The sequence below is a fragment of the Mucilaginibacter aquariorum genome (genome assembly GCF_024498135.1).
Classification (GTDB): Bacteria; Bacteroidota; Bacteroidia; order Sphingobacteriales; family Sphingobacteriaceae; genus Mucilaginibacter; species Mucilaginibacter aquariorum.
Genome location: NZ_JANHOH010000001.1, coordinates 2,467,521 through 2,489,435 on the forward strand (window position 1 = coordinate 2,467,521; position 21,915 = coordinate 2,489,435).

Consider the following 21,915-nt stretch of genomic DNA (forward strand, 5'->3'; position numbering starts at 1 on the left):
CTTTAATTCCCTCCCCACGGGAGGGGTGTGTCAGGCAGAGCAATGGCAGGGAGGGGTTTCTACGCTAAACAAAGCTCGCTAAATCCCTACCTCCCCCTTCCCAAGGGAAGGAATCGCTCTATCCCTCGTTTTTTAGGTACTTTCTCCCCCAACCCAAACTCGGTTAGGCTTCAATTTCCCCTGGTAATATAATATTTCGCGGTAATCTGCACATGGGTAGGCCTGCATATCTGCGGGCATCCCGGGTGCTAATATACCACGTTCAATTTTTAACGCTGATGCCGCACGGAAGGTTAAGCCGGCAAATACTTCAGCAGCAGATAACTTTTCCGACGCGCTCATTACTGCGGCTTGCATCAGCAGGTCGCCCATTGGTGCCGAGCCAGGGTTCCAGTCGCTGGCAATGGCGAGGCAGGCCCCTGCATCCAATAAGTTACGTGCCGGGGCGTATGGCATTCCCAACCCCAATGACGCCCCGGGCAACGTAACAGCAACTATATTTGAGTCAGCTAATAGTTTAATTTCATGGTCGCCGCTGGCTTCCAGGTGGTCGGCAGATAATGCACCAACCTCAACAGCAACCTTGCTTCCACCGGTTGTAAACTGGTCGGCATGTACAGTAATATCAAAGCCCATTTGTTTGGCTTTCTTCAGATATACCAAAGCATTTTCGGTATTAATAGCGCTTTCTTCAACGAAGATATCTATGCGGCTTGTTAAATTTTCTTGTTTAAGAACGGGTAACAGGTCATTTACCACATGTTTCAGATACTCCTGTTGAGAACCTGTAAAATCCTTCGGCACCATGTGTGCTGCAAGGCAGGTAGCAATTAGTTTTGCCTTAGTTTGGGCCGATGCCGCTTTAATAGCATGCAGCTGTTTTAACTCTTCCTCCAGGCTTAAGCCATACCCACTTTTAACTTCTATGGTGGTTACGCCTTCGGCTAAATGGCGATTGGCTCTTTGGACTAATTGTTTCGTTAACGTCGCCTCATCAGCAGCACGGGTTTGGGTAACCGTATCCCAAATACCACCGCCCGCTTTGGCAATTTCTAAATAAGTTTTTCCTGCTATACGCATTGAGTAATCTTTAGCGCGATTACCTGCAAAACAAATATGTGTATGGCAATCAATAAAACCGGGTAGCAGTACTTGCCCGCCTTGTATTTCCTCTATTTGGGCCGATGGGTTGGCTTTACTTAATTCGTCAAAATCTCCTACAGCTAGTATTAGTCCATTTTCAACAAGCACAGCACCGTTTTGGATAATATGCAATTGCTCATCCGCCAGCGCACCTTTTAAGGGCAGCCCTGTTAGAGGGAGTATTTGTGTGAATGGACCAATTAGTTTTTTCATCGTTGTTTATTTTCCCCAAGCGTCATTGCGAGGTACGAAGCAATCTCCTGACCGTGCATGTACGCTTAGCATGTTCGCCCGCCTATCGTGAGATTACTTCGTACCTCGCAATGACGACTTTATTATATATCTCTCTTCCAACTAATCACCAATCACTAACCTCTAATCACTAACCGTTACCACACCTTCAACCCAAACCTATCCGCCCAATCCTGCGCCTTATCATACCCGGCATCCGCATGGCGGAAAATGCCCATCGCAGGGTCATTGTGCAGCACGCGTTTAAGGCAGGTTGCGGCGCGTTCGGTACCATCGGCAACCACTACCATACCTGCATGCTGCGAGTAACCCATACCAACACCACCGCCGTGGTGAAACGATACCCATGTAGCACCACCTGATGTATTAGCCATCAGATTAAGCAATGGCCAGTCGGACACCGCATCTGAGCCATCTTTCATAGACTCCGTCTCGCGGTTTGGTGATGCTACCGAACCACAATCCAAATGGTCACGCCCAATCACAATAGGCGCTTTTACTTTGCCGCTTGCTACCAGCTCGTTAAATATTAAGCCGGCTTTTTCACGCTCGCCCATCCCCAACCAGCAGATCCGCGCGGGTAAGCCCTGAAAAGCGATTTGCTTTTGTGCTTTTTCCAGCCAGTTTATCAATGGTTTATTTTCCGGAAAGGCTTCCATCAGTGCCATGTCGGTTGTGTAAATATCTTCAGGATCACCGGATAGGGCTACCCACCTAAACGGCCCTTTGCCCTCGCAAAACAACGGGCGGATAAACGCTGGGGTAAAGCCCGGGAAATCATAAGCATTTTGCTCACCCCCCTGCTTTGCAAACTCGCGCAGGTTATTACCATAATCAAACGTAACCGAACCAAGCTTTTGTAATTGCAACATAAAGCCAACATGGCGGGCCATGCTTTTTAATGACAGGTATTTATACTCTTCCGCATCCGATTTACGCAAATCGGCCGCTTCTTTCAAAGTTAATCCGTTAGGAATATAACCGTTCAATGGGTCGTGTGCTGAGGTTTGGTCGGTCACCATATCGGGTACAATGCCATCGGCAATTAATCTTTCCAGCATATCACCGGCATCGCTTACCAACCCTACTGATAAAGTTTCACCCTTCGCCATAGCATCCTGTACCCAGCTAATTGCTTCCTCGTAAGAGTGGGTTAGCCTATCTATATATTTACTGTCAATCCGCTTTTGGATGCGGGTTACATCTACATCGGCACCTAAAAATACAGCGCCTGCCATAGTAGCGGCCAGTGGCTGCGCGCCCCCCATACCGCCAATACCGGCACTAACAATTAGTTTACCAGTTAAATCATTATTAAAATGCTGGCGGCCTGCTTCTACAAAGGTTTCGTAGGTGCCTTGCAAAATACCCTGGGTGCCAATATAGATCCAACTGCCCGCGGTCATCTGTCCGTACATCATCAGGCCATCGGCCCTTAGTTTATTAAAATGTTCCCAGGTTGCCCATGCGGGTACCAGGTTACTGTTGGCTATTAAAACCCTTGGCGCCTGCGGATGGCTGCGGATAATACCAACCGGCTTACCCGACTGCACCAAAAGGGAATGATCCTCATCCAGCTCCAGCAGTAATTCAATTATTTTCCTCAGCGATTCCGGGTTACGGGCCGCCTGGCCAATGCCGCCGTATACTACCAACTCATCGGGATTTTCGGCAACCTGCCCGTTAAGGTTGTTTAGCAGCATACGCAATGGCGCTTCTGTTTGCCAGCTTTTGGCATGCAGCTGATTGCCTACCGGCGCGTAATACACCGGGTGCTTAGCGTAGGTATTAATAAATTCCGAATTCGTCATCGTCGCTAATGTTGATGTTATGTTTTTCGGCGGCTCCCGTCGCTACCGACAGAAACCGACCGCTTATAATTAGTTGATGTAAGGCATTTATATCTTCAGCAAAAATGCGGTCTTCTTTTATAAAAGGCACATGCTGCCTCACCAGTTCATGGCAGTTCTCAATTACCGGGGCTGACTGTAACGGCCTCCTGAATTCGAGTGCCTGCGAGGCATAAAGCAGTTCAATAGCCTGTATATATTCAATGTTATCCAGCACCATATGCAGCTTGCGCCCGCTGATAGATCCCATAGAAACATGATCCTCCTGCCCTAATGAGGTTGGCACACTATCGGCACTGGCCGGGAAACACATGGTTTTGTTTTCGGTAACCAAAGCGGCCGTAGTGTATTGAGGTATCATCAGGCCGGAGTTTAAACCTGCATGTTCCGTCAGTAATTTTGGCAAGCCATAACGGCCTTCACTCATGAGGTAACAACGGCGGTCGGCAATATTACCCAACTCTGCGGCGGCTACTGTGGCATAATCTAACGGTAAAGCCAATGGCTGCCCGTGGAAGTTACCACCGCTTATGGTATCGTCGGCATTAAAAATGATCGGGTTATCGGTAACGGAGTTCAGTTCAATTTCGGTGAGCTCTTTTAAGTGAAGCCAGGCATTGCGGGATGCGCCATGCACTTGCGGCATACAACGCAACGAGTATGGGTCTTGCACCCTATCGCAACCTATATGCGAACTGCCGATAACCGACCCTTCCAGCAGAGCAGCTAAGCGCTTGGCGACGTGTTTTGTTCCTTTAAAAGGGCGAATGGCATGTAACCTTGCATCAAACGGCCGGGAGGAGCCCATTAACCCCTCTAACGACATGGCGCCAATAAGATCGGCGACATTCAACGCGTTATTTAAACGCTCTACAGCTTTTATGGCAAAGGCCAATATAAATTGGGTGCCATTAATAAGAGCAAGGCCTTCTTTAGGGCCTAAAACCAGCGGTTGTAAACTATGCTCTTTTAAGATCTCTCCTGCCGGATGTTTATCATCGCCTACATTCACATAACCAAGACCTATTAACGGCAGGAACAAATGCGATAGCGGCGCCAGATCGCCCGAAGCACCAACCGAACCTTTTTCGGGGACAACCGGGATAATATCGTTATCAATATGCCAAATAATGCGATCTAAAGTTTGCGGGGCAATGCCCGAGTAACCTTGTGCTAACGCATGCACTTTGCTGATCAACATCAGCTTTGCAATTTCCTGCGGGATGGGTTTGCCCACGCCCACACTATGACTTTTGAGAATGTTGCTTTGCAGCAAGCTGGTATCTTCTTCAGAGATCCTTGTATCGCAAAGCGGGCCAAAACCGGTATTAATACCGTAAACCGGAAAATGAGCATGTACAATCTTTTCTACCTCTTTCCAGGAAGTATGGATACCGGCGGCAGCTTTATCGTTAATAATACCCTTTACTTTGCCGGCTGCGATATCCAGGCAAATACCTATGGTAAGGTGGTCAATACCGTAATTAAAGTTTTTCATTGGGTATTGGATTTAATTTTTCACCAACCTTGCCGGATAGGTTATACATGCGGAATGAATCTTCTAAAGCGGAAATGGCAGGAAGTATCTCGGCTATCTTTACATCGGTTGCCTCCAACTCGTTCATGCTGGCACTTATGGCATCCCAAACGGGAAGGATCTGTTTCAGCAATTCGCGGCCTTTATCGGTAAATTGCACCAACTGCCTGCGGCCATCATCGGCACAAACGGTAGTTTCTACCAGCTTGCGGTTTTTCAGATTAGTGATCAACTGACTGGCGGCCGGGTGTGACACCTCGGTTTGCTCGCTTAATTCTTTTATAGACAGGGAATCGTTTTTTGACAGCAGGTAAAACACCGGAAACCAACTGGCATCAAACTCAATACCTTCGTTCTGATATATGCGATTTATTTCGGCCAAAAAGGTTTCGCTCATCCGCCTAAGGCGACTGCCTAAAACCAGGTATCCTAAACTTTGGTACAAATTCATAATGCAATTTATATAAGTGCTTATATAAATGCAAGTTTATTTTATTAATTATTGATAATCAGATAAAACTTGTCTCTATTTGACTCACCCCGACTACGCTACGCTGGTCGACCCTCTCTGCTTCGCAAAGAGGGTGAAAAATATAAGAGTTCTTTAGCCCTCTTTTCCTCTTGCGGAGAGAGGGTGGTCGAGAGAAGCAAGACCGGGTGAGTTAACTTGTCCCGAAACACCTCGTAACTCGTCGCGTTTGCACCTTATAAGTAATAGATTAATCGCACATCTTTGTATTATAAAAACTTAAAATCATGAAAGAGCAATTTAAAATCACCATTAATGCGCCACGTAAAAAGGTTTGGGAAACACTTTGGGGCGAAACAACTTATCCGCAATGGACTGCCCCTTTTTGCGAGGGATCGAAAGCTATAACCGATTGGCAGGAAGGCAGCAGGGTTTTATTTACAGACCGTGAGGATCGCGGCATGATCTCTCTTATAGCCAGGAATATCCCATATGAACATATGTCATTTAAAATGCTGGGCGAACTTGTTAATGGCGTTGAAGATTTCACCAGCGAAAACGCAAAAAAAATTGCAGGTGCTTTTGAAAATTATACATTAACACCCGATGGTGATAAAACCTTGCTGGTAGTTGACTTGAATGGGTTAGATATGGACAAGGGCATAATGGATTACCTTATGGCAGCCTGGCCCAAAGCATTGGATACCTTAAAAGAAATTGCTGAAAAATAATTTTGTATCAGGCTTTTTACGGTTATTGTGCCTGCAATTATGCATTTAAGCTATTTTTGCAGCATGAAAAAAAACGCCCTATTAACTATACTATTATTTAGCTTAATTTGCCAGACAGCATTTTCTGCAGGCATAGATACTTTAAAGAAAAACGGTTACACGCTTATTGTATCCGGTAACGATGAGCATTTTGATAACGCTATCAAAGAGAAACTGATCAGTACCTTTTTTATCGTTTATCCAAAAATTGTAAAGGAATACAATAAGAAGAGTTTGAAACAGGTGGTTTTCTTTATTGATACGGCCTACCATGGTGTGGCCGCTACAGATAATGGCCGCGTGGTTTTTAGCCTTGCTTATATGACCAAACATCCTAATGATATTGACGTGGTTACCCACGAAGTAATGCACATTACCCAGGATTATGGCAGTTTTGACGGGCCAGGCTGGTTAACAGAAGGTATTGCCGATTATGTACGTAACGAGCATGGCGTAGCCAACGATGCGGCTAAATGGCGCCTGCCCGATTATAAACCAACCCAAAACTACGATAATGCCTACCGCATAACCGCACGCTTTTTAGTGTGGGTAGAAACCAAGGTTAAAAAAGGCACTGTTAAGAAATTAGATAGCGTGATGCGCGATCATACTTACACTGATTCTACCTGGGCAAAACTAACAGGTAAAACTGTGCAGGAATTGTGGAAGAGCTATTCGGAGAATCCGGCGATATAGCCCCCCATCCCCCTGAAGGGGGAGCAGAATAAACAAAAGGCTTTCCAAGTTGGGAAGCCTTTTGTTGTATAAATGCATATGTTATGAATAAAGCGCTTTATATTTAAAGCGCTAAACCTTGTGTATGAATAATAGCAAAGCGATATATATTTTATACGCCTTTATTGGCCTTTACATTATTACAGCTGTAATTGTATTGGTACAATCATCGCAAGGCGTGGATTGGGACCCTGCTACCTGCATTAAAATGACAGATAATGCTTACAAAGGCATTCCATTTAATGCCTACGCGCATCCGAAACCAGGTAATTTAAACGAGGACGAATTTGAGTTTGTTACCTGGTGGTCGCCGGGGCAGTTTGCTGTTCCATTATTAATTCAAAAAATTGTTGGCATAAAAGTAAATATCGCTATTAGGATCCTCACGGCATTGTGCCTGTTAATTGCGGGTTTGGGCATCTTTAACCTGTTCCGCCTATTCTTAAAAAACAAAGATGATAAAGTTGAAAACTGGCCTTCAACCGTTGCACTTGCATTTTTGTTATTCACTCTGTTACAACCATTTTTTTGGAAAAACCTATTTGTATACAATGGCGGCGGTATTTTGATGCTGGCTTATTGCCCCTGGTTTATGTATTGGGTGATTAAAATTAATCGTATTACGCTTTATAGTTTATTACTGCTTTTACTCGCTGGCTTTGTTGGCTTCTTTCTCAAATCATCATTTACAAGCATTTTTGCAGCGGCACTGTTCTATTTATTTCTAACAAAATCGATAAACGCCAGTGTCCCTATAAAACAACAAAACGTAAAGAAAATAACTGTTAACGCGCTTTGTTTAGGCGCAGTGTTACTCGTGTATATCTTAACAATTAAAATAGCTTATTTAAATCAAAATACAGGCATTAGCCAATCTTCTACGGGTATAAGGCTACAGCCAAGAGTATTGTTGTACCCGGTTATTGCACCAGTAATCGGGCTGTTTTCATTGAATTTTTTGAACAAAACAATCTACTGGATCATCGCGTCGTTTTTTGTTATCCCTATTTATTACCTCCTATTTAAAAATGATAGGTTGAGTTTAACATATAGGTATGTGTTGATCAGCTTTGTTATTACAACCGTATCTTTTTATGCGTTACTCTATTTTATTAATGTAGATGTTTCTTACGAGCTTCGTCATTATATAATTATATCTATCCTTCTTACTCCGGCCTTTTTCATTAGTCTTTGGAAGTTACCTTTCGGGAGGTATTTAGTATATGGTATTGTCTGTATATATACTACAATAAATATTTACCAGTTTACTACTGCCATTATTGCTAATCCTAAATATCAGAAAACAAATTTGTATAGCGGTTTTCCAACTAACTATCCTGCCGACTTAATTGAAAAAGTACACACGCTGGATAATTTAAAAGGCCACAAAAAAGATATATTCTACTTTAGAAGTTCGGAGCTTACCATAGCATTAGAAGTGAGAAATAACCGGATTTTATTTGAAGATAACTTTGTTAATTTTCATTTTAACAATAAAGCCAGGTATGATTCTGTATTATACTTCGGCCGAAACTCGGGCGAGCTTTACCTGATATACCCGCTGCAGAATTTCAGGCAAGACTCAATATCCTATCTTACGCGGTTTGAAAAATATAAGAGTTTTGAGAAAATATATCAAACTAAAGGATATGCCATTTTCAAAGCACACTGATCAAGCTAAACATAAGTGGGTTAAACAATAAAGGCTTTCCAAATTGGAAAGCCTTTATTAGTATCAGTATGTCTTCGACAAGCTCAGACTGACAATTTTTTCATCGCGAGTTTATCAAACCATTATCAACCGCCTAATGCTGCTGCACCACTCACTATCTCGGTAAGCTCGGTAGTGATGGCTGCCTGGCGTGCCTGGTTGTACGAAAGTTTTAAGGCTTTCAACAGATCGCCTGCATTTTCAGTTGCTTTATCCATTGCGGTCATACGTGCGCCGTGCTCAGATGCATGCGAATCTAACACCGCGTGGTATAACTGTATTTTAATATTCTTAGGGATCAATTGTTCAACTATCTCTTCTTTCGAAGGCTCAAGTATATAATCAACCTGCATTTCTTTAGGCTCATCTTTAGTTGCAGAAGCTGTTTTTGCAGCCGCTTTAATTTCTGCCTTCGGAACAGGTAATAATTGCTCTGCTACCTGAAACTGTACAGCTGCGTTACGGAAATGGTTATAAACTATTTCAACACGGTCGTAATCGCCATTCAAAAAACCCTGCATTATGCTATCAGTAATTTTTGAAGCGTTGATGAAGTTCAGGTCAAGGTACAAATCATTATTGTTCCCAATAACGTTGTACTTACGGCGCTGATAAAACTCCTGGCTTTTTTTACCTATAGCAACAATAGATACATTACCTGCGCTTAATTGCTTACTGTATTTCTCAGCAATCAGGTTGTTGGCCATTTTAATAACATTTGTATTAAAAGCACCTGCCAAACCACGGTTTGATGATACAACAACAATTAATACACGTACCGGTTCGCGGTCTTGTAAGAACGGTGAATCACCATCTTCAAGGCTTGCCGATAAATTAGCCAACAGATCTTTTAATTTGTTGGCATAAGGGCGTAATTGTACAATAGCATTGGTTGCCCTTTTCAGCTTTGCTGCCGAAACCATTTTCATGGCCTTGGTTATTTGCTGTGTTGAGCTTACGGATACTATCCTGTTTCTTACTTCTTTTAAATTAGCCATTCTTTGTTTGAGATGTGAGAAATGAGATTTGAGATGTGAGATAAACTCCTAACTCTCTTCTCGTCACTATATCTAATTTAATCTGCCAGATATAAGATTTGAATTCTCAAATCTCATATCTAACATCTCATATCTAATTAATATTTACCTGCCAGTTCTTTAGCTACTGTTTCCAGTACGCCGGTTAACTGGTCGTCAAATTTACCTGCTTTTAGGGCTGCCAATACTTCTGGATGGCGTTGCTCTAACTGGTTGGTATATTCAGCTTCAAATTCTCTGATCTTGCTAACAGGTACGTTACGCATCAGGTTTTTAGTACCCAGGTAAATAATAGCTACCTGTTTTTCAACCGTTACCGGCGAGTACTGGCCTTGTTTAAGGATCTCAACATTACGTGCACCTTTATCAATTACGTTTTTGGTTGAAGCATCTAAATCCGAACCGAATTTAGAGAATGCCTCCAACTCGCGATACTGGGCCTGGTCAAGCTTTAAAGTACCCGCAACTTTCTTCATTGATTTGATCTGCGCGTTACCACCCACACGTGATACCGAAATACCTACGTTAATAGCCGGGCGGATACCTGCAAGGAACAAGTTTGATTCCAGGAATATCTGACCATCGGTAATCGAAATTACGTTGGTTGGGATATATGCTGATACGTCACCTGCCTGCGTTTCGATAATTGGCAATGCTGTTAATGAACCACCACCTTTAACGATGTGCCTGATAGACTCAGGAAGGTCATTCATTTGCTGCGCGATGTTATCGTTAGCGTTTACTTTTGCAGCACGCTCTAATAAACGGCTGTGCAGGTAAAATACGTCACCAGGGTAAGCCTCACGGCCCGGTGGGCGGCGTAGTAATAATGATACTTCACGATAAGCAACCGCCTGCTTAGAAAGATCATCATAAACGATCAATGCAGGGCGACCAGTATCACGGAAGTACTCGCCAATTGCAGCACCTGCAAACGGAGAGAAGAATTGCATGGTAGCAGAATCTGCAGCACTTGCAGCAACAACTATAGAGTAAGGCATAGCACCGTTCTCTTCTAATGTGCGTACAATGTTTGCAACAGTTGAGGCTTTTTGGCCACAAGCTACATATATACAGTATACCGGGTTACCGGCATCGTAAAATTCTTTTTGGTTGATAATGGTATCGATACAAACAGCAGTTTTACCGGTTTGGCGGTCACCAATAACCAACTCACGCTGGCCACGGCCAATAGGGATCATCGCATCGATAGCTTTAATACCAGTTTGTAATGGCTCGGTAACAGGCTGACGGTAGATAACACCCGGTGCTTTACGCTCTAAAGGCATCTCGTAAGTTTCGCCTAATATTGGGCCTTTACCGTCAATTGGGTTACCTAAAGTATCAACAACACGGCCAAGCATGCCTTCGCCTACGTTGATTGATGCAATACGGTTGGTACGCTTTACATTGTCACCTTCCTTAATATCGTCAGATCTTCCTAACAATACCACACCTACGTTATCTTCTTCAAGGTTCAATACGATACCTTGCAAACCGTTATCAAATTCAACCAGCTCACCTGATTGTACTTTAGTTAGTCCATAAACACGTGCAATACCATCACCCACCTGGAGTACAGTACCCACTTCTTCTAATTCAGATTCTGACTTAAAGCCCGCTAATTGCTGACGCAAAATTGCTGATACTTCGTCTGGTCTTACCTCTACCATTTTTTGAATTTATTTTAGAGTTTTAATTTAATATTATTTGATCGCGATTTGCGCAAATTCCTTTTTCATACGCTTTAAGCTGCTGGCAATGCTGGTATCAACCTGCCTGTCGCCAATAGTAAGCACAAAACCACCAATTAACGATGGGTCAACTTTATCAGCAAGCTTAACAGTACCGCCAATTGCCTGCTGTACATCATCAAGCATTTTCTTTTTGTTCTCGGCAGATAACGGAGCGGCTGTAACAACCTTAGCATTGGTAATATGGTTCTTAACATCATACAGGCCAATAAACTCATGCGCGGTAGTATATAATACTTCGCCACGGCCTTTGTTAACCATTATGTTAAAAAACGCGATGCTTACCTTGCTAACCCTGGTACCAAAAACATCAGCCAGGATATGTACCTTTTTGGTGTGCGATATAATAGGGTTGCTTAAAACAGCCTTTAGTTCCGGATTAGCTTTCAGCGTATGCAAAAACAGATCCATATCATTCTTAACCGCTTCAAGGGCTTTTTGCTCCTGTGCAAGGTCAATTAATGCTTTCGCGTATCTTAATGCTACTGTTATTTCTGACATCTTTTTTGAGATTTGAGACTTGAGATCTGAGATTTGAGACTATTTTCTGTCTCACGTCTCCTATCTAATATCCCATGTCTATATTATAATTTCACTTCTTTCAACAGATCGGCAACCAATGCATCCTGTTTGCTCTGGTCTTCAAATTGCTTGCGCAATACTTTCTCAGCAATTTCTAATGATAAAGCTGCAACCTGGTTTTTAACATCAGCCATAGCAATGGCTTTCTGATTGTTTATCTCGATACGGGCAAGCTCGATCTGGCGTGCACCTTCTTTATGCGCGGCATCTTTAGCCTCGCTTATGATCTGGTCTTTAACCTTTTTAGCTTCCTGTAAAATAGCATCACGCTCAATACGGGCTTGTTTAAGCAGAGATTCGTTCTCACTGGTTAAGCGGCTCATCTCTTCTTTAGCAGCCTCGGCTTTTGAAAGCGAATCTTCAATAAAACGCTCACGCTCGTCAAGGGCACCCATAATAGGTTTCCAGGCAAATTTGGCAAGTAAGAAAAACAGTACTAAAAATGATACCGTTGTCCAAAACACTAAACCAATATCGGGGGTAACTAATGGATTCATTATTATATGATGTATATATTTTAAAAAATCAATTTTAATAACCGTTCCCGCAGCCAATCGCTACGGGTACGGTTAATTTTTTATTCCTCTTAAAGGGATGAAATATTATTTCAAGCCTAAGAAAGAAACAACCACAGCAAACAAAGCAACACCTTCAACAAGTGCGGCAGCGATGATCATTGCAGTTTGGATTTTTGAAGCAGCTTCTGGCTGACGAGCAATACCTTCACAGGCTTTACCACCAATTTGACCGATACCGATACCGGCACCAATTACTGCTAAACCTGCACCAAGTGCAGCGATACTTCCAATCATTGTTTTAAATTTAAAGTGAATATATAGTATATAATTATTTACAAATATTAATGGTGGTGCTCTTCAATAGCCGTACCGATAAATAAAGCGGTTAACAGCGTGAAGATAAACGCCTGCAATGCTGCTACCAGCAATTCAAGTACATCCATAAACACCACAAAAGCAACTGATATAGGTGCAATAGCAAACGACTGGAACACAAATATCAACGATATTAAACTAAGCACTATAATGTGCCCTGCTGTAATGTTAGCAAACAAACGTATCATTAAAGCAAAAGGCTTTGATATGATACCTACCAGCTCGATAACCCACCATAAAGGCCAGATCCAAACAGGTACATCAGCCGGAACAAAAACATGCTGCCAGTAATGTTTGTTACCATTTAAATTAACCACTATTAATGTGATCACAGATAGCACAAGCGTTACCGCTATATTACCCGTCAAGTTTGCACCACCCGGGAAGAAAGGCACAAGGCCTATCAGGTTATTTATCCAAATGAAAAAGAATACGGTTAACAGCAACGGCATAAAGCGCTGGTATTTGTAACCAATGTTTGGACGGGCAATATCGTCTCTTACAAAAAGGATAATAGGCTCCATAAAAGATTGTAAACCTTTTGGTGCTTTACCCTGGCGTTTTTTATAGGCTGATGATACGCTCAAGAATATAATTAGAAGGAATGCGATAGACATCCACATACTTACCACATTACGGGTAATAGAAAAATCATAAAGCTTGCTTGTAGCAGCATCATCAATTTCACCGGCCTCGTTAACTATCTTAACTTTATCGTTAACCAGTTTATAATTGTAATTGCCTTTATATACGCCGGCAGCTTCTGCTTCGTGTTCGCCGGCTTCGTGGGCCAGTTTACCAGACGAAAACATCTCTAAACCTTTATCGGTGTAAACAATTACAGGCAATGGCAAGTGGATATGGCCAATAATATGCAGCGAATGTGAATCAGCAATGTGCTCTAAAACTACTTCGCCCGGCTCAAACTTTTTTTCAGCGCCTTCAGTGTGCTCAGCGTGCTCTTCTTGCGAAAACGCCGGTATCGAAAATGCGGTCAGCGTTAAAAAAACGGCACAAATTCGTAAAAGTGTAAAAATTTTTGATTTCAAAATTGAGCTTTTATACATCTAAATAAAGTTTTTTACTTTAAATTTTGGTTGCGCAAGTTACGCAACAAAACGTAAACTTCAAAGGCCGTATTTAAGAAATATAAGTAAAAGAAATTGCCCGCAAAAACACCCTTTTCTACCTTGTTTTTGAGCAAAAATATCACCATAAATGCCAGGCAGGCCAATATCTTAAAAGTAGTTCCGGCCAAAAAAACCTGGGCGTAATTTTCGGGGTTTATTTTTTGGGTAAATAATATGGCAATAACTACTAAAAATGTAAGGCCGGTAATGTAGGCGAACATGCCCCAGAAATGCGGCATCAATAAATTAGCGTTCCCGGTTAACGGAAGGCATATGGGCAATATGGCCAAAACCACTACAAAAATGGCAAATAAAATAAGGGTAGGTTGTAATTTCAACTTTTTACAGATCTGATAACAATGAACAATGATATAAACACCCCGGCAAGTGAGAGCGCTGTGGTAACCCATTTAGTATCGTGGTGTGCAGCCTCATCTATTTTATACCCGGCGAATGCAAAGATGCCAATAATCACGATCATCTGGAAAGCCAACCCCGTATATTTAGCATAAGCGTTTATAGCTTTGCCTTCCTTTTCAAAATCTTTTTCTTCATTTTCTGCCATCCACAAATTTATTAAACCTATTGCATAATCTTTAGTATTTTAGCAAGGCATTTATAAACCTTAGCCGCAATCAATCAATTTGTTGTATAGCGGTTAAAATCAAATACAAACAAATATTCCATTGAGGCATACTTCTACCTTTTCTGTATTAAAACAACCTAAACTCCTTTTGTTAGCCATAGTAATGGTTATTGCCGGGTGTTCGCTCGAAAAGAAGAGCGCACTTAACCGTGGCTTGCAAAACCTTACCGCCAAATACAATATCCTTTTTAATGCTAACGAGCTGCTGCGCGAAAAACAAGAAGGCTATGAAGCCGCTTACATAGACGATTATAATGAGCTATTAAGTGTTTACCGCGATACCGTTGCCAAAAGCGATATACCCGATAAAGAGCTTGACCTTGTTAAAGCAAAAGCCAACACCATAATAAGCGTTAAAGAGCAAAGCCATTACCTGGGCGATGCCTACCTCTTGCTAAGCAAAGCCAACTACCTTGATGGTAATTATTTTGACGCGGTAGAGTATGCCAATTACGTTATTCGCTCGTTTGGTAAGAATGCCGAATTAAAACAAGAGGCACTGGTTTATAAGGCCCGCTCTTTACTATATATCAATCAGCCAAATGATGCCAAGACTGCTTTAGATAGCGCTTTCCAAAACATCAACCCTAAAAAAAGAATTACTGCCGATGTTTATGCTACCAAATTACAGTACGATATAAACATACAGGATTATATTGATGCCGAGGCGATGGCAAAACTGGCTATACAGCATAGTTACTCAAAAGACAAAGAACTTCGCTGGACATTTATACTTGCCCAACTGCAGGAACTTAACCACAAACCAGCCGATGCCATAGCCAGTTATGATCGCGTTAGCAAAAGCAACGTGATATTTGATATGGCCTTTAATGCTAACCTTAACCGCATCCGTTTAGAGGAGAGCCAGAACGGGGTTAAGGTAAGCCGCCTTGCCCGTTTACGGTCGTTACTTAAAAATGAAAACAATAAAGATTTTACCGACCAGGTTTATTACCAGATAGCCCAGCAACAATATACCGACGGCGAAATAGATAACGCATTAAAAAGCTACAGGCTCTCGATCAATAGCAGTACAAAAAATCAAAGCCAGAAGGGATTATCCTATCTGCGTATAGCCGATATCTATTTTAAAAACAAAGCCGATTATACCGGGGCTAAAAAGTATTACGATAGCTCACTGGTAAACCTATCCCCTAATTATCCTACGTACCGCATTATTCAAAAGAAAAGCGAAAACCTGCAGGTACTGGCAGATAGGTTGCAGATCATATCCCGCGAGGATACCTTACAGATGCTGGCCAAACTTGATGAACCGGCCCGATTGGCACGTATCGACAAAATGGTTGAAGCCCGGATACTGCAAACGCAACAAGTAACCGCGGTAAGTATAGCACAAGCTAAGGGTGCTATCAATATAAATCAATCGCCGCAGGAAAGTATGCCTAATGGTGATAAGTTTTATTTCAGTAATAGTAACGCTATAAGCCAGGGTTTCTCCAACTTTAAACGCGTGTGGGGTAACCGTAAGTTAGAAGATAACTGGCGTCGAAGCAACCGGGCAAGCAGCGATATAACTCAAAACACATCTGCCACAACACAAATAATTGACCCGGATGCCGTGGCAACAGATATTGTAAGCAATAACAACGCCGCAGGTAAAGTTACCGCCGGCAACTACAGGCAAGATCTGTTGCAGAACCTGCCGCTTACACCTGTACTATTGGCACAATCAAACAAACGCATGTTTGATGCCTATTTGGATATGGCCAATTTTTATCGTGATGTATTGGAGGATAAAAAAGAGGCGATCGCTGCATACGAGCTATTGTTAAGCCGTTTCCCTAACAATGACAATACAGCGGCCATATATTATAACCTGTACCGCTTGCATAGCGAAAGCGATGCGGCATCATCTGATAAGTATAAGAACCTGCTGGTAAAAAACTACCCGCAAACACCTTTCGCCAAAACTATCCTCGACCCTGATTATAGCAAACATTTAAGCGATGAGGATACTGGTTTTAGCACTTTATATAATAAGGTATATGACTTGTATGCAGGCAAACAGTATCCGCAGGTTATTGCTGCCGCCGATGCCTTGCTGGCACAATATCCAAATAACAGGTTTGCCGCGCAGATCTATTATTTACGTGCCTTTGCCGCCGGTCACCAGGAACCGCTTGCTCCTTTTAATAACGATCTGCAGCAGATAGTAACTAAATACCCCGAAGATAAGCTGATAACCCCATTGGTAAACCAGCATCTTGCCTATATTGGCGCTAACCAGGCAGAACTGGCCGCCCGCAGTATTGTAATATCTGACAGAGAAATTAACGACCCGCAATTTACCCTGCCCATTGTTTATCAACAGCAAACAGAATTTAGGGTGCCTGCCGAAAAATACGAGCCGGTGGCCGATGTGCGCAAGCCCGAACCCAAGCCCGTTGAGCCTGTAAAAGAAGAAAAAGCATCGGCAATTACAGCGGTAACGCCGCCCGAGGTTACCAAACAGGCAGAGGTAGTTACTGCTCCTGTCCAGCAACCTTCAAAACTGCCGGTAAAGGAAATGCCATCGATATTTAACATGCGCGATAGCACCAACTATTACTTTGTGATAAATGTAAGTACAGGCACAACTAATTTGGCTTCGTCACGTTTTGGTATCGGGCAGTTTAACCGGGTTAATTTTCAAAACAATACCGTTAAACACCAGTTAAAAAGCATTGGTGCCGATAACCAGCTGATATATGTTGGCCGCTTTACCAACATTACAAATGTTAAAGACTATGCCCGCGCAATTATCCCGCTGATGCCCGATATTATGAAAGTGCCAAAGGATAAATACAGCTTTTTTATCATAACACAAGAAAATCTGGATAAATTAGCCGACAGAAAAACATTGGATAGTTACATAGACTATTATCAAAAAAACTACTAAATAGAGATGATCAAGAAAGTTTCGCAACAGGATATAAAACGCTATAACTGGTATATATGGCGTTTATTTATCGTCTGTTTTTCATTTTTCGTTATTATGATCCTGCTTATCGCGTTTCAGGTGTTTGGCCCGCTGCCATCTTTCCGCGAATTGGAAAACCCTAAAAGCGACCAGGCATCAGAGGTTATTTCGTCAGATAAGCAGATCATTGGCAAGTACTATATTAAAAACCGTACAAACGTTACCTATAAACAAATATCACCCAATATTATAAACGCGCTGATCGCAACCGAAGACACCCGCTTTTATCAGCACTCGGGTATCGATTTTCAGCGTACTTTCAGCATTGTACTTTATAATCTTGTAGGTAAAAAACAGGGTGGCAGTACTATCACCCAACAATTAGCGCTTAACCTGTTCTCGGAACGATCTCGCAATCCGTTTAAACGCGTTATTCAAAAATTACAGGAATGGATAACCGCTGTTAAGATAGAACGCAATTACACCAAAGAAGAAATTTTAACCCTGTATTTAAATACAGTAGATTTTGGTGCCTATAACACTTATGGCATCAGCTCAGCATCGCGCACCTATTTTAACAGCACGCCTGCTAAACTTACACCAGAGCAGGCAGCCCTTTTAATTGGGATGATAAACGGCCCGGGGATTTACTCGCCCATAAACCATCCTGAAAACGCCAAAAATCGCCGTAATTTCGTATTGCGCCGTATGAACGAAGAACATTATTTAAGTGATGGCCAGGCAGAAGAGTATAAAGCGAAACCGCTGGGCTTGAGCTTTAATCCGATTGATCATAATGATGGTATTGCTACCTATTTTAGGGCGGTTCTTAAAAAAGAAGTGCAGAAGATATTGGTTGATAAATCTATTTTAAAACCGGATGGCACCACCCCTTACGACCTTGACCGCGATGGCCTGAAAATATACACCACCATTGATGCTACCATGCAAGGCTATGCCGAAGAAGCGCAGAAAGAATACATGCGCAATTTGCAGGCGCAATTTAACGCGCACTGGAAAGGCATCAGTCTTTGGAAAGCCATTCCTACATTTAAGGCATTACTTGATAAGGGTATGCACCGGTCAGACAGGTATATCGCTTTAAAATCTCAGGGTGCATCTGACGAAGAGATCCGGGCTGATTTTAATAAGCCCGTTAAGATGAACATTTTTACCTGGCGCGGTGATATTGATACGCTGATGAGACCTATCGACTCGATAGTATATTGTAAAATGATGCTGCGCAATGCATTAATGAGCATGGACCCAAAAACGGGCTACATTAAAGCCTGGGTTGGCGGCACCAACTTTGAGCATTTTAAATATGACCAGGTAAAGATGGGTACCAGGCAAGTGGGTTCAACCGCTAAACCCTTTACCTATGCCGTAGCCATTGACGATGGATTTTCGCCATGCATGCAGGTACCTAACGAACCCATTACTATTACCGGTTACGGCGCCGACTGGACACCACGTTCGTCACCAAGCGAAACGGTACCGGGTGTAATTACTTTACGTACTGCCCTTGCCCGTTCGCAAAACTGGGTAACCGCCTATGTAATGAACGAGGTTAAACCTGTGCCGGTTATGGAGCTCATTAAAAAAATGGGGATAACCAGCAACGTGCCACCTTATCCATCAATATGCCTGGGCACGTTTGATGCCTCCGTATTTGATATGACTGGTGCTTACTCGGCATTTGCAAATGAAGGTGTTTGGACAGAGCCCACCTACCTGCTGCGTATCGAAGATAAAAATGGCAACGTATTATATAACAATTCGCCAAGAATAGTACAGGCCATGAACCCGCAAACCGCTTATGTAATGACCTATATGCTTAAAGGTGTTATTGACGAAGGTACCGGCTGGCGCTTGCGTGGCAAGTATGGTTTAACAAACCCTATCGGCGGTAAAACAGGTACCACGCAAGACAACTCCGACGGGTGGTTTATGGGGATAACCCCACAACTGGTTACCGGCGTATGGACAGGCTGCGAAGACCGCGATATCCACTTCAGGTCTACCCGTTTGGGTGAAGGTGCCAATACCGCATTGCCTATATTTGCCGGCTATATGAAACGTGTTTATGCAAACCCAGCGCTGGGTATTAAAAAGAACGTAGACTTTGTGCCGCCAAAATCCGGCGTAACCATAACACTCGACTGCGGCGCTTACAGTCAGCAGCAAAAGGGCACTAATGAGGTGGAAAAGAAACTCGATTTTTAATGTTAGCAGTAGGTAGTTTGCAGTTTGCAAAACTGGCATACTAATCAACCGTTAAACAATAAATGCAAACTGCCCACCGGCAACTGCAAACTGAGAGATGGATAAATTCGATTACAGGGAAGCTTTAAAGAATATACCGCACAAACCGGGTGTATATCAGTATTGGGACAGCGAAAAAGTGCTGATCTATATTGGTAAAGCTAAAGACCTGCGTAACCGTGTAGGCTCTTATTTTAATAAGGATACCCAGATCAATGCCAAAACAAGAGTTTTGGTATCCAAGATCCGCAATATTACTTTTACCATAGTTGATACCGAGGTTGATGCCTGGCTGCTGGAAAACAGCATGATCAAGAAGCATCAGCCCCGCTATAATGTGATGCTGAAGGATGATAAGACCTATCCCTGGATCATCATCAAAAACGAAAATTATCCCCGCATTTACTGGACCCGCCGTATTATAAAAGACGGCTCCAAATACCTTGGCCCCTACGCGTCTGTTAGTATGATGCATACCATTTTAGGGCTGATAAAAGAAACCTATCCCCTGCGTACTTGTAACCTGCCGCTAACAAGGCAGAACATAGAAAAAGGTAAATTTAAAGTTTGCCTGGAATACCAGCTGGGCAATTGCAAAGGCCCTTGCCAGGATTACCAGTCGGAGGCCGACTACGACCATAACATAAGCGAGATAACCGATGTGCTCAATGGCAAAATTGGCAACGTTGTACGCAACTTAAAAAGCGATCTGGAGAAGGCGGTTAGTGAGCTTAACTTTGAACTGGCGCACCGCCTGAAAAGGAAACAGGACCTGCTGGAGAATTACCAAAGTAAATCAACCGTTGTAAATTCTTCTATTACCGATGTAGATGTGTTCAGCATTGCATCCGAAGAAAAATACGCCTTTGTGAATTTCCTGAAGGTGATGAATGGTACCATTACCCAAACCCAAACCATCGAGCTAAAAAAACGCCTTGACGAAACCGACGAGGAGTTACTAACCATTGCCATAACCGAATTCAGGACCAGGTATAACAGCACCTCTAAAGAGATAATCGTTCCTTTTGATATCGATCTGGAGGATGCCAAATTAAAATTCACGGTACCTAAACTGGGCGAAAAACGCAAACTGCTTGATCTGTCCCAAAAGAACGTGATGTTCTTTAAAAAGGAAAAGATAGACCAATACGAAAGGCTGAACCCCGAAGTACGTACCGAGCGCCTGATGACCCAAATGATGAAGGATTTGCGCATGAACACCCTTCCGCGCCACATAGAGTGTTTTGATAACTCCAACTTTCAGGGCAAGTACCCGGTATCGGCTATTGTTGTTTTTAAGGATGGCAAACCATCAAAGAAAGACTACCGGCACTTCAACGTAAAAACCGTTGTTGGCCCGGATGATTTTGCCACAATGGAAGAGGCTGTGCTACGCCGGTACAGGCGCGTACTGGATGAAGATACCGGCTTGCCGCAGCTTATTATTATTGATGGTGGCAAGGGGCAGCTATCATCAGCCATGAAGAGCTTAAAGCTTTTGGGTATCGAGAAAAAAGTTACCGTTATTGGCATAGCCAAACGTTTGGAAGAACTGTACTACCCCGGCGACCAGTACCCTATGTACCTGGATAAGCGCTCGGAAACATTAAAAGTGATCCAGCAACTGCGCGACGAAGCTCACCGCTTTGGTATTACCTTCCACCGCAAAAAACGTGATAAGGGCACATTGGCTACCGAACTGGAACTTATAGAAGGCATAGGCAAAACCACCTCTGAAAAACTTTTGAAATACTTTAAGTCGGTTAAAAAAATTCGCGAAGCAACAGAAACAGAGCTGCAGGAGGTGGTGAATTTAAAACAGGCTAAAGCTATCACTCAATACTTTAACCCATCGGTAAGTGATATAACAGGCCCCGTCGGCAGTAACGATTAGGAGCTCTTCGTTTTCTCCGTCATTGCGAGGTACGAAGCAATCTCTTTAGGACAATTATACACTTTGCATGAGGGAATAGCTTAAAGAGATTGCTTCGTACCTCGCAATGACGTGCGGGGCGCCTGTGACGAGTACTTACATGCGATTCCATCGCAACAAAAAAGCCCGTATGCAAATGCAAACGGGCTTTGATATTTTAAGTGGTGTAGCGTCCTAAAATAAGTTGACACAAAAAGTGTTAACAGATGAAAGAACAAGAAGTTAAGGTTTACCAAAGGAAGACCCAAAAAGATTACAGTTTAGCGTTCAAACTGGAGATTGTGGACG

General features: G+C 42.8%; 18 protein-coding genes. 6 read left to right on the forward strand and 12 right to left on the reverse strand.

Annotated features, from left to right (window positions below; translation table 11 throughout):
* Positions 1-132: 132 nt before the first annotated feature.
* From hutI to NPE20_RS10835, 4 genes are all read right to left on the reverse strand, one after another.
* A complete protein-coding gene (hutI, locus tag NPE20_RS10820; protein ID WP_256538638.1) occupies positions 133-1,356 on the reverse strand; it encodes an imidazolonepropionase in 1,224 nt (407 codons plus the stop codon).
* Between the two features lie 176 nt (positions 1,357-1,532).
* Entirely contained in the window at positions 1,533-3,206 is a 1,674-nt protein-coding gene (gene hutU / locus NPE20_RS10825; protein WP_256538639.1) for a urocanate hydratase, read from the reverse strand.
* Positions 3,184-4,743, reverse strand: a complete 1,560-nt coding sequence (gene hutH, locus NPE20_RS10830; protein WP_256538640.1) for a histidine ammonia-lyase — start codon at positions 4,741-4,743, stop codon at positions 3,184-3,186. Before hutH ends, hutU begins: the two co-directional genes overlap by 23 nt.
* On the reverse strand, positions 4,730-5,233 hold the full coding sequence (locus NPE20_RS10835; RefSeq protein ID WP_256538641.1) for a MarR family winged helix-turn-helix transcriptional regulator: 504 nt from the start codon (positions 5,231-5,233) through the stop codon (positions 4,730-4,732). The genes hutH and NPE20_RS10835 overlap by 14 nt, the downstream gene beginning before the upstream one ends.
* Before the next feature lie 305 nt (positions 5,234-5,538).
* Between NPE20_RS10835 and NPE20_RS10840 the strand changes: the two genes are divergently transcribed.
* The 3 genes from NPE20_RS10840 to NPE20_RS10850 all read left to right on the forward strand — a co-directional run bounded on the left by NPE20_RS10840 (position 5,539) and on the right by NPE20_RS10850 (position 8,428).
* The gene (locus NPE20_RS10840; RefSeq protein ID WP_256538642.1) at positions 5,539-5,982 is read left to right on the forward strand and encodes an SRPBCC family protein; all 444 of its coding nucleotides are present in this window, start codon (positions 5,539-5,541) and stop codon (positions 5,980-5,982) included.
* A gap of 63 nt (positions 5,983-6,045) precedes the next feature.
* Complete coding sequence (locus NPE20_RS10845; protein ID WP_256538643.1) at positions 6,046-6,717, forward strand: basic secretory family protein; 672 nt, start codon at positions 6,046-6,048, stop codon at positions 6,715-6,717.
* Positions 6,718-6,841: 124 nt separating this feature from the next.
* Positions 6,842-8,428 carry a hypothetical protein gene (locus NPE20_RS10850; RefSeq protein ID WP_256538644.1) on the forward strand — a complete coding sequence of 529 codons (1,587 nt, stop codon included), beginning with the start codon at positions 6,842-6,844 and terminating at the stop codon, positions 8,426-8,428.
* A gap of 125 nt (positions 8,429-8,553) precedes the next feature.
* On the opposite strand, the gene atpG is transcribed toward NPE20_RS10850, so the two are convergent.
* The 8 genes from atpG to NPE20_RS10890 form a co-directional block, all read right to left on the reverse strand.
* Positions 8,554-9,465 carry an ATP synthase F1 subunit gamma gene (gene atpG / locus NPE20_RS10855; protein WP_256538645.1) on the reverse strand — a complete coding sequence of 304 codons (912 nt, stop codon included), beginning with the start codon at positions 9,463-9,465 and terminating at the stop codon, positions 8,554-8,556.
* 137 nt (positions 9,466-9,602) lie between these two features.
* The gene (gene atpA / locus NPE20_RS10860; protein WP_256538646.1) at positions 9,603-11,177 is read right to left on the reverse strand and encodes a F0F1 ATP synthase subunit alpha; all 1,575 of its coding nucleotides are present in this window, start codon (positions 11,175-11,177) and stop codon (positions 9,603-9,605) included.
* Between the two features lie 33 nt (positions 11,178-11,210).
* On the reverse strand, positions 11,211-11,759 hold the full coding sequence (atpH, locus tag NPE20_RS10865; RefSeq protein ID WP_256538647.1) for an ATP synthase F1 subunit delta: 549 nt from the start codon (positions 11,757-11,759) through the stop codon (positions 11,211-11,213).
* Between the two features lie 83 nt (positions 11,760-11,842).
* Positions 11,843-12,337, reverse strand: coding sequence for a F0F1 ATP synthase subunit B (atpF, locus tag NPE20_RS10870; RefSeq protein ID WP_256538648.1), 495 nt, complete (start codon positions 12,335-12,337; stop codon positions 11,843-11,845).
* Positions 12,338-12,442: 105 nt separating this feature from the next.
* The gene (atpE, locus tag NPE20_RS10875; protein WP_067062340.1) at positions 12,443-12,652 is read right to left on the reverse strand and encodes an ATP synthase F0 subunit C; all 210 of its coding nucleotides are present in this window, start codon (positions 12,650-12,652) and stop codon (positions 12,443-12,445) included.
* A gap of 47 nt (positions 12,653-12,699) precedes the next feature.
* On the reverse strand, positions 12,700-13,782 hold the full coding sequence (gene atpB, locus NPE20_RS10880; RefSeq protein WP_354003233.1) for a F0F1 ATP synthase subunit A: 1,083 nt from the start codon (positions 13,780-13,782) through the stop codon (positions 12,700-12,702).
* A 32-nt stretch (positions 13,783-13,814) separates the two neighbouring features.
* A complete protein-coding gene (locus NPE20_RS10885; RefSeq protein ID WP_256538650.1) occupies positions 13,815-14,201 on the reverse strand; it encodes a hypothetical protein in 387 nt (128 codons plus the stop codon).
* Positions 14,198-14,428, reverse strand: a complete 231-nt coding sequence (locus tag NPE20_RS10890) for an AtpZ/AtpI family protein (protein WP_256538651.1) — start codon at positions 14,426-14,428, stop codon at positions 14,198-14,200. Before NPE20_RS10890 ends, NPE20_RS10885 begins: the two co-directional genes overlap by 4 nt.
* Positions 14,429-14,597: 169 nt before the next feature.
* On the opposite strand from NPE20_RS10890, the gene porW reads away from it, so the two are divergent.
* The 3 genes from porW (at position 14,598) to uvrC (ending at position 21,588) form a co-directional block, all read left to right on the forward strand.
* Positions 14,598-17,408 (forward strand): type IX secretion system periplasmic lipoprotein PorW/SprE, encoded by a 2,811-nt coding sequence (gene porW, locus NPE20_RS10895; protein ID WP_256538652.1) that lies wholly within the window; start codon positions 14,598-14,600, stop codon positions 17,406-17,408.
* A gap of 6 nt (positions 17,409-17,414) precedes the next feature.
* Positions 17,415-19,655: a penicillin-binding protein 1A gene (locus NPE20_RS10900; RefSeq protein WP_256538653.1), complete on the forward strand. Its 2,241-nt coding sequence runs from the start codon at positions 17,415-17,417 to the stop codon at positions 19,653-19,655.
* Between the two features lie 97 nt (positions 19,656-19,752).
* Positions 19,753-21,588 (forward strand): excinuclease ABC subunit UvrC, encoded by a 1,836-nt coding sequence (uvrC, locus tag NPE20_RS10905; protein ID WP_256538654.1) that lies wholly within the window; start codon positions 19,753-19,755, stop codon positions 21,586-21,588.
* Positions 21,589-21,915 lie beyond the last annotated feature (327 nt).

Bases quoted from the DNA above. Each gene is read 5' to 3' on its own strand.
- hutI (WP_256538638.1), bottom strand. From the start codon at position 1,356: ATGAAAAAACTAATTGGTCCATTCACACAAATACTCCCTCTAACAGGG.
- hutU (WP_256538639.1), bottom strand. From the start codon at position 3,206: ATGACGAATTCGGAATTTATTAATACCTACGCTAAGCACCCGGTGTAT.
- hutH (WP_256538640.1), bottom strand. From the start codon at position 4,743: ATGAAAAACTTTAATTACGGTATTGACCACCTTACCATAGGTATTTGC.
- NPE20_RS10835 (WP_256538641.1), bottom strand. From the start codon at position 5,233: ATGAATTTGTACCAAAGTTTAGGATACCTGGTTTTAGGCAGTCGCCTT.
- NPE20_RS10840 (WP_256538642.1), top strand. From the start codon at position 5,539: ATGAAAGAGCAATTTAAAATCACCATTAATGCGCCACGTAAAAAGGTT.
- NPE20_RS10845 (WP_256538643.1), top strand. From the start codon at position 6,046: ATGAAAAAAAACGCCCTATTAACTATACTATTATTTAGCTTAATTTGC.
- NPE20_RS10850 (WP_256538644.1), top strand. From the start codon at position 6,842: ATGAATAATAGCAAAGCGATATATATTTTATACGCCTTTATTGGCCTT.
- atpG (WP_256538645.1), bottom strand. From the start codon at position 9,465: ATGGCTAATTTAAAAGAAGTAAGAAACAGGATAGTATCCGTAAGCTCA.
- atpA (WP_256538646.1), bottom strand. From the start codon at position 11,177: ATGGTAGAGGTAAGACCAGACGAAGTATCAGCAATTTTGCGTCAGCAA.
- atpH (WP_256538647.1), bottom strand. From the start codon at position 11,759: ATGTCAGAAATAACAGTAGCATTAAGATACGCGAAAGCATTAATTGAC.
- atpF (WP_256538648.1), bottom strand. From the start codon at position 12,337: ATGAATCCATTAGTTACCCCCGATATTGGTTTAGTGTTTTGGACAACG.
- atpE (WP_067062340.1), bottom strand. From the start codon at position 12,652: ATGATTGGAAGTATCGCTGCACTTGGTGCAGGTTTAGCAGTAATTGGT.
- NPE20_RS10890 (WP_256538651.1), bottom strand. From the start codon at position 14,428: ATGGCAGAAAATGAAGAAAAAGATTTTGAAAAGGAAGGCAAAGCTATA.
- NPE20_RS10900 (WP_256538653.1), top strand. From the start codon at position 17,415: ATGATCAAGAAAGTTTCGCAACAGGATATAAAACGCTATAACTGGTAT.
- uvrC (WP_256538654.1), top strand. From the start codon at position 19,753: ATGGATAAATTCGATTACAGGGAAGCTTTAAAGAATATACCGCACAAA.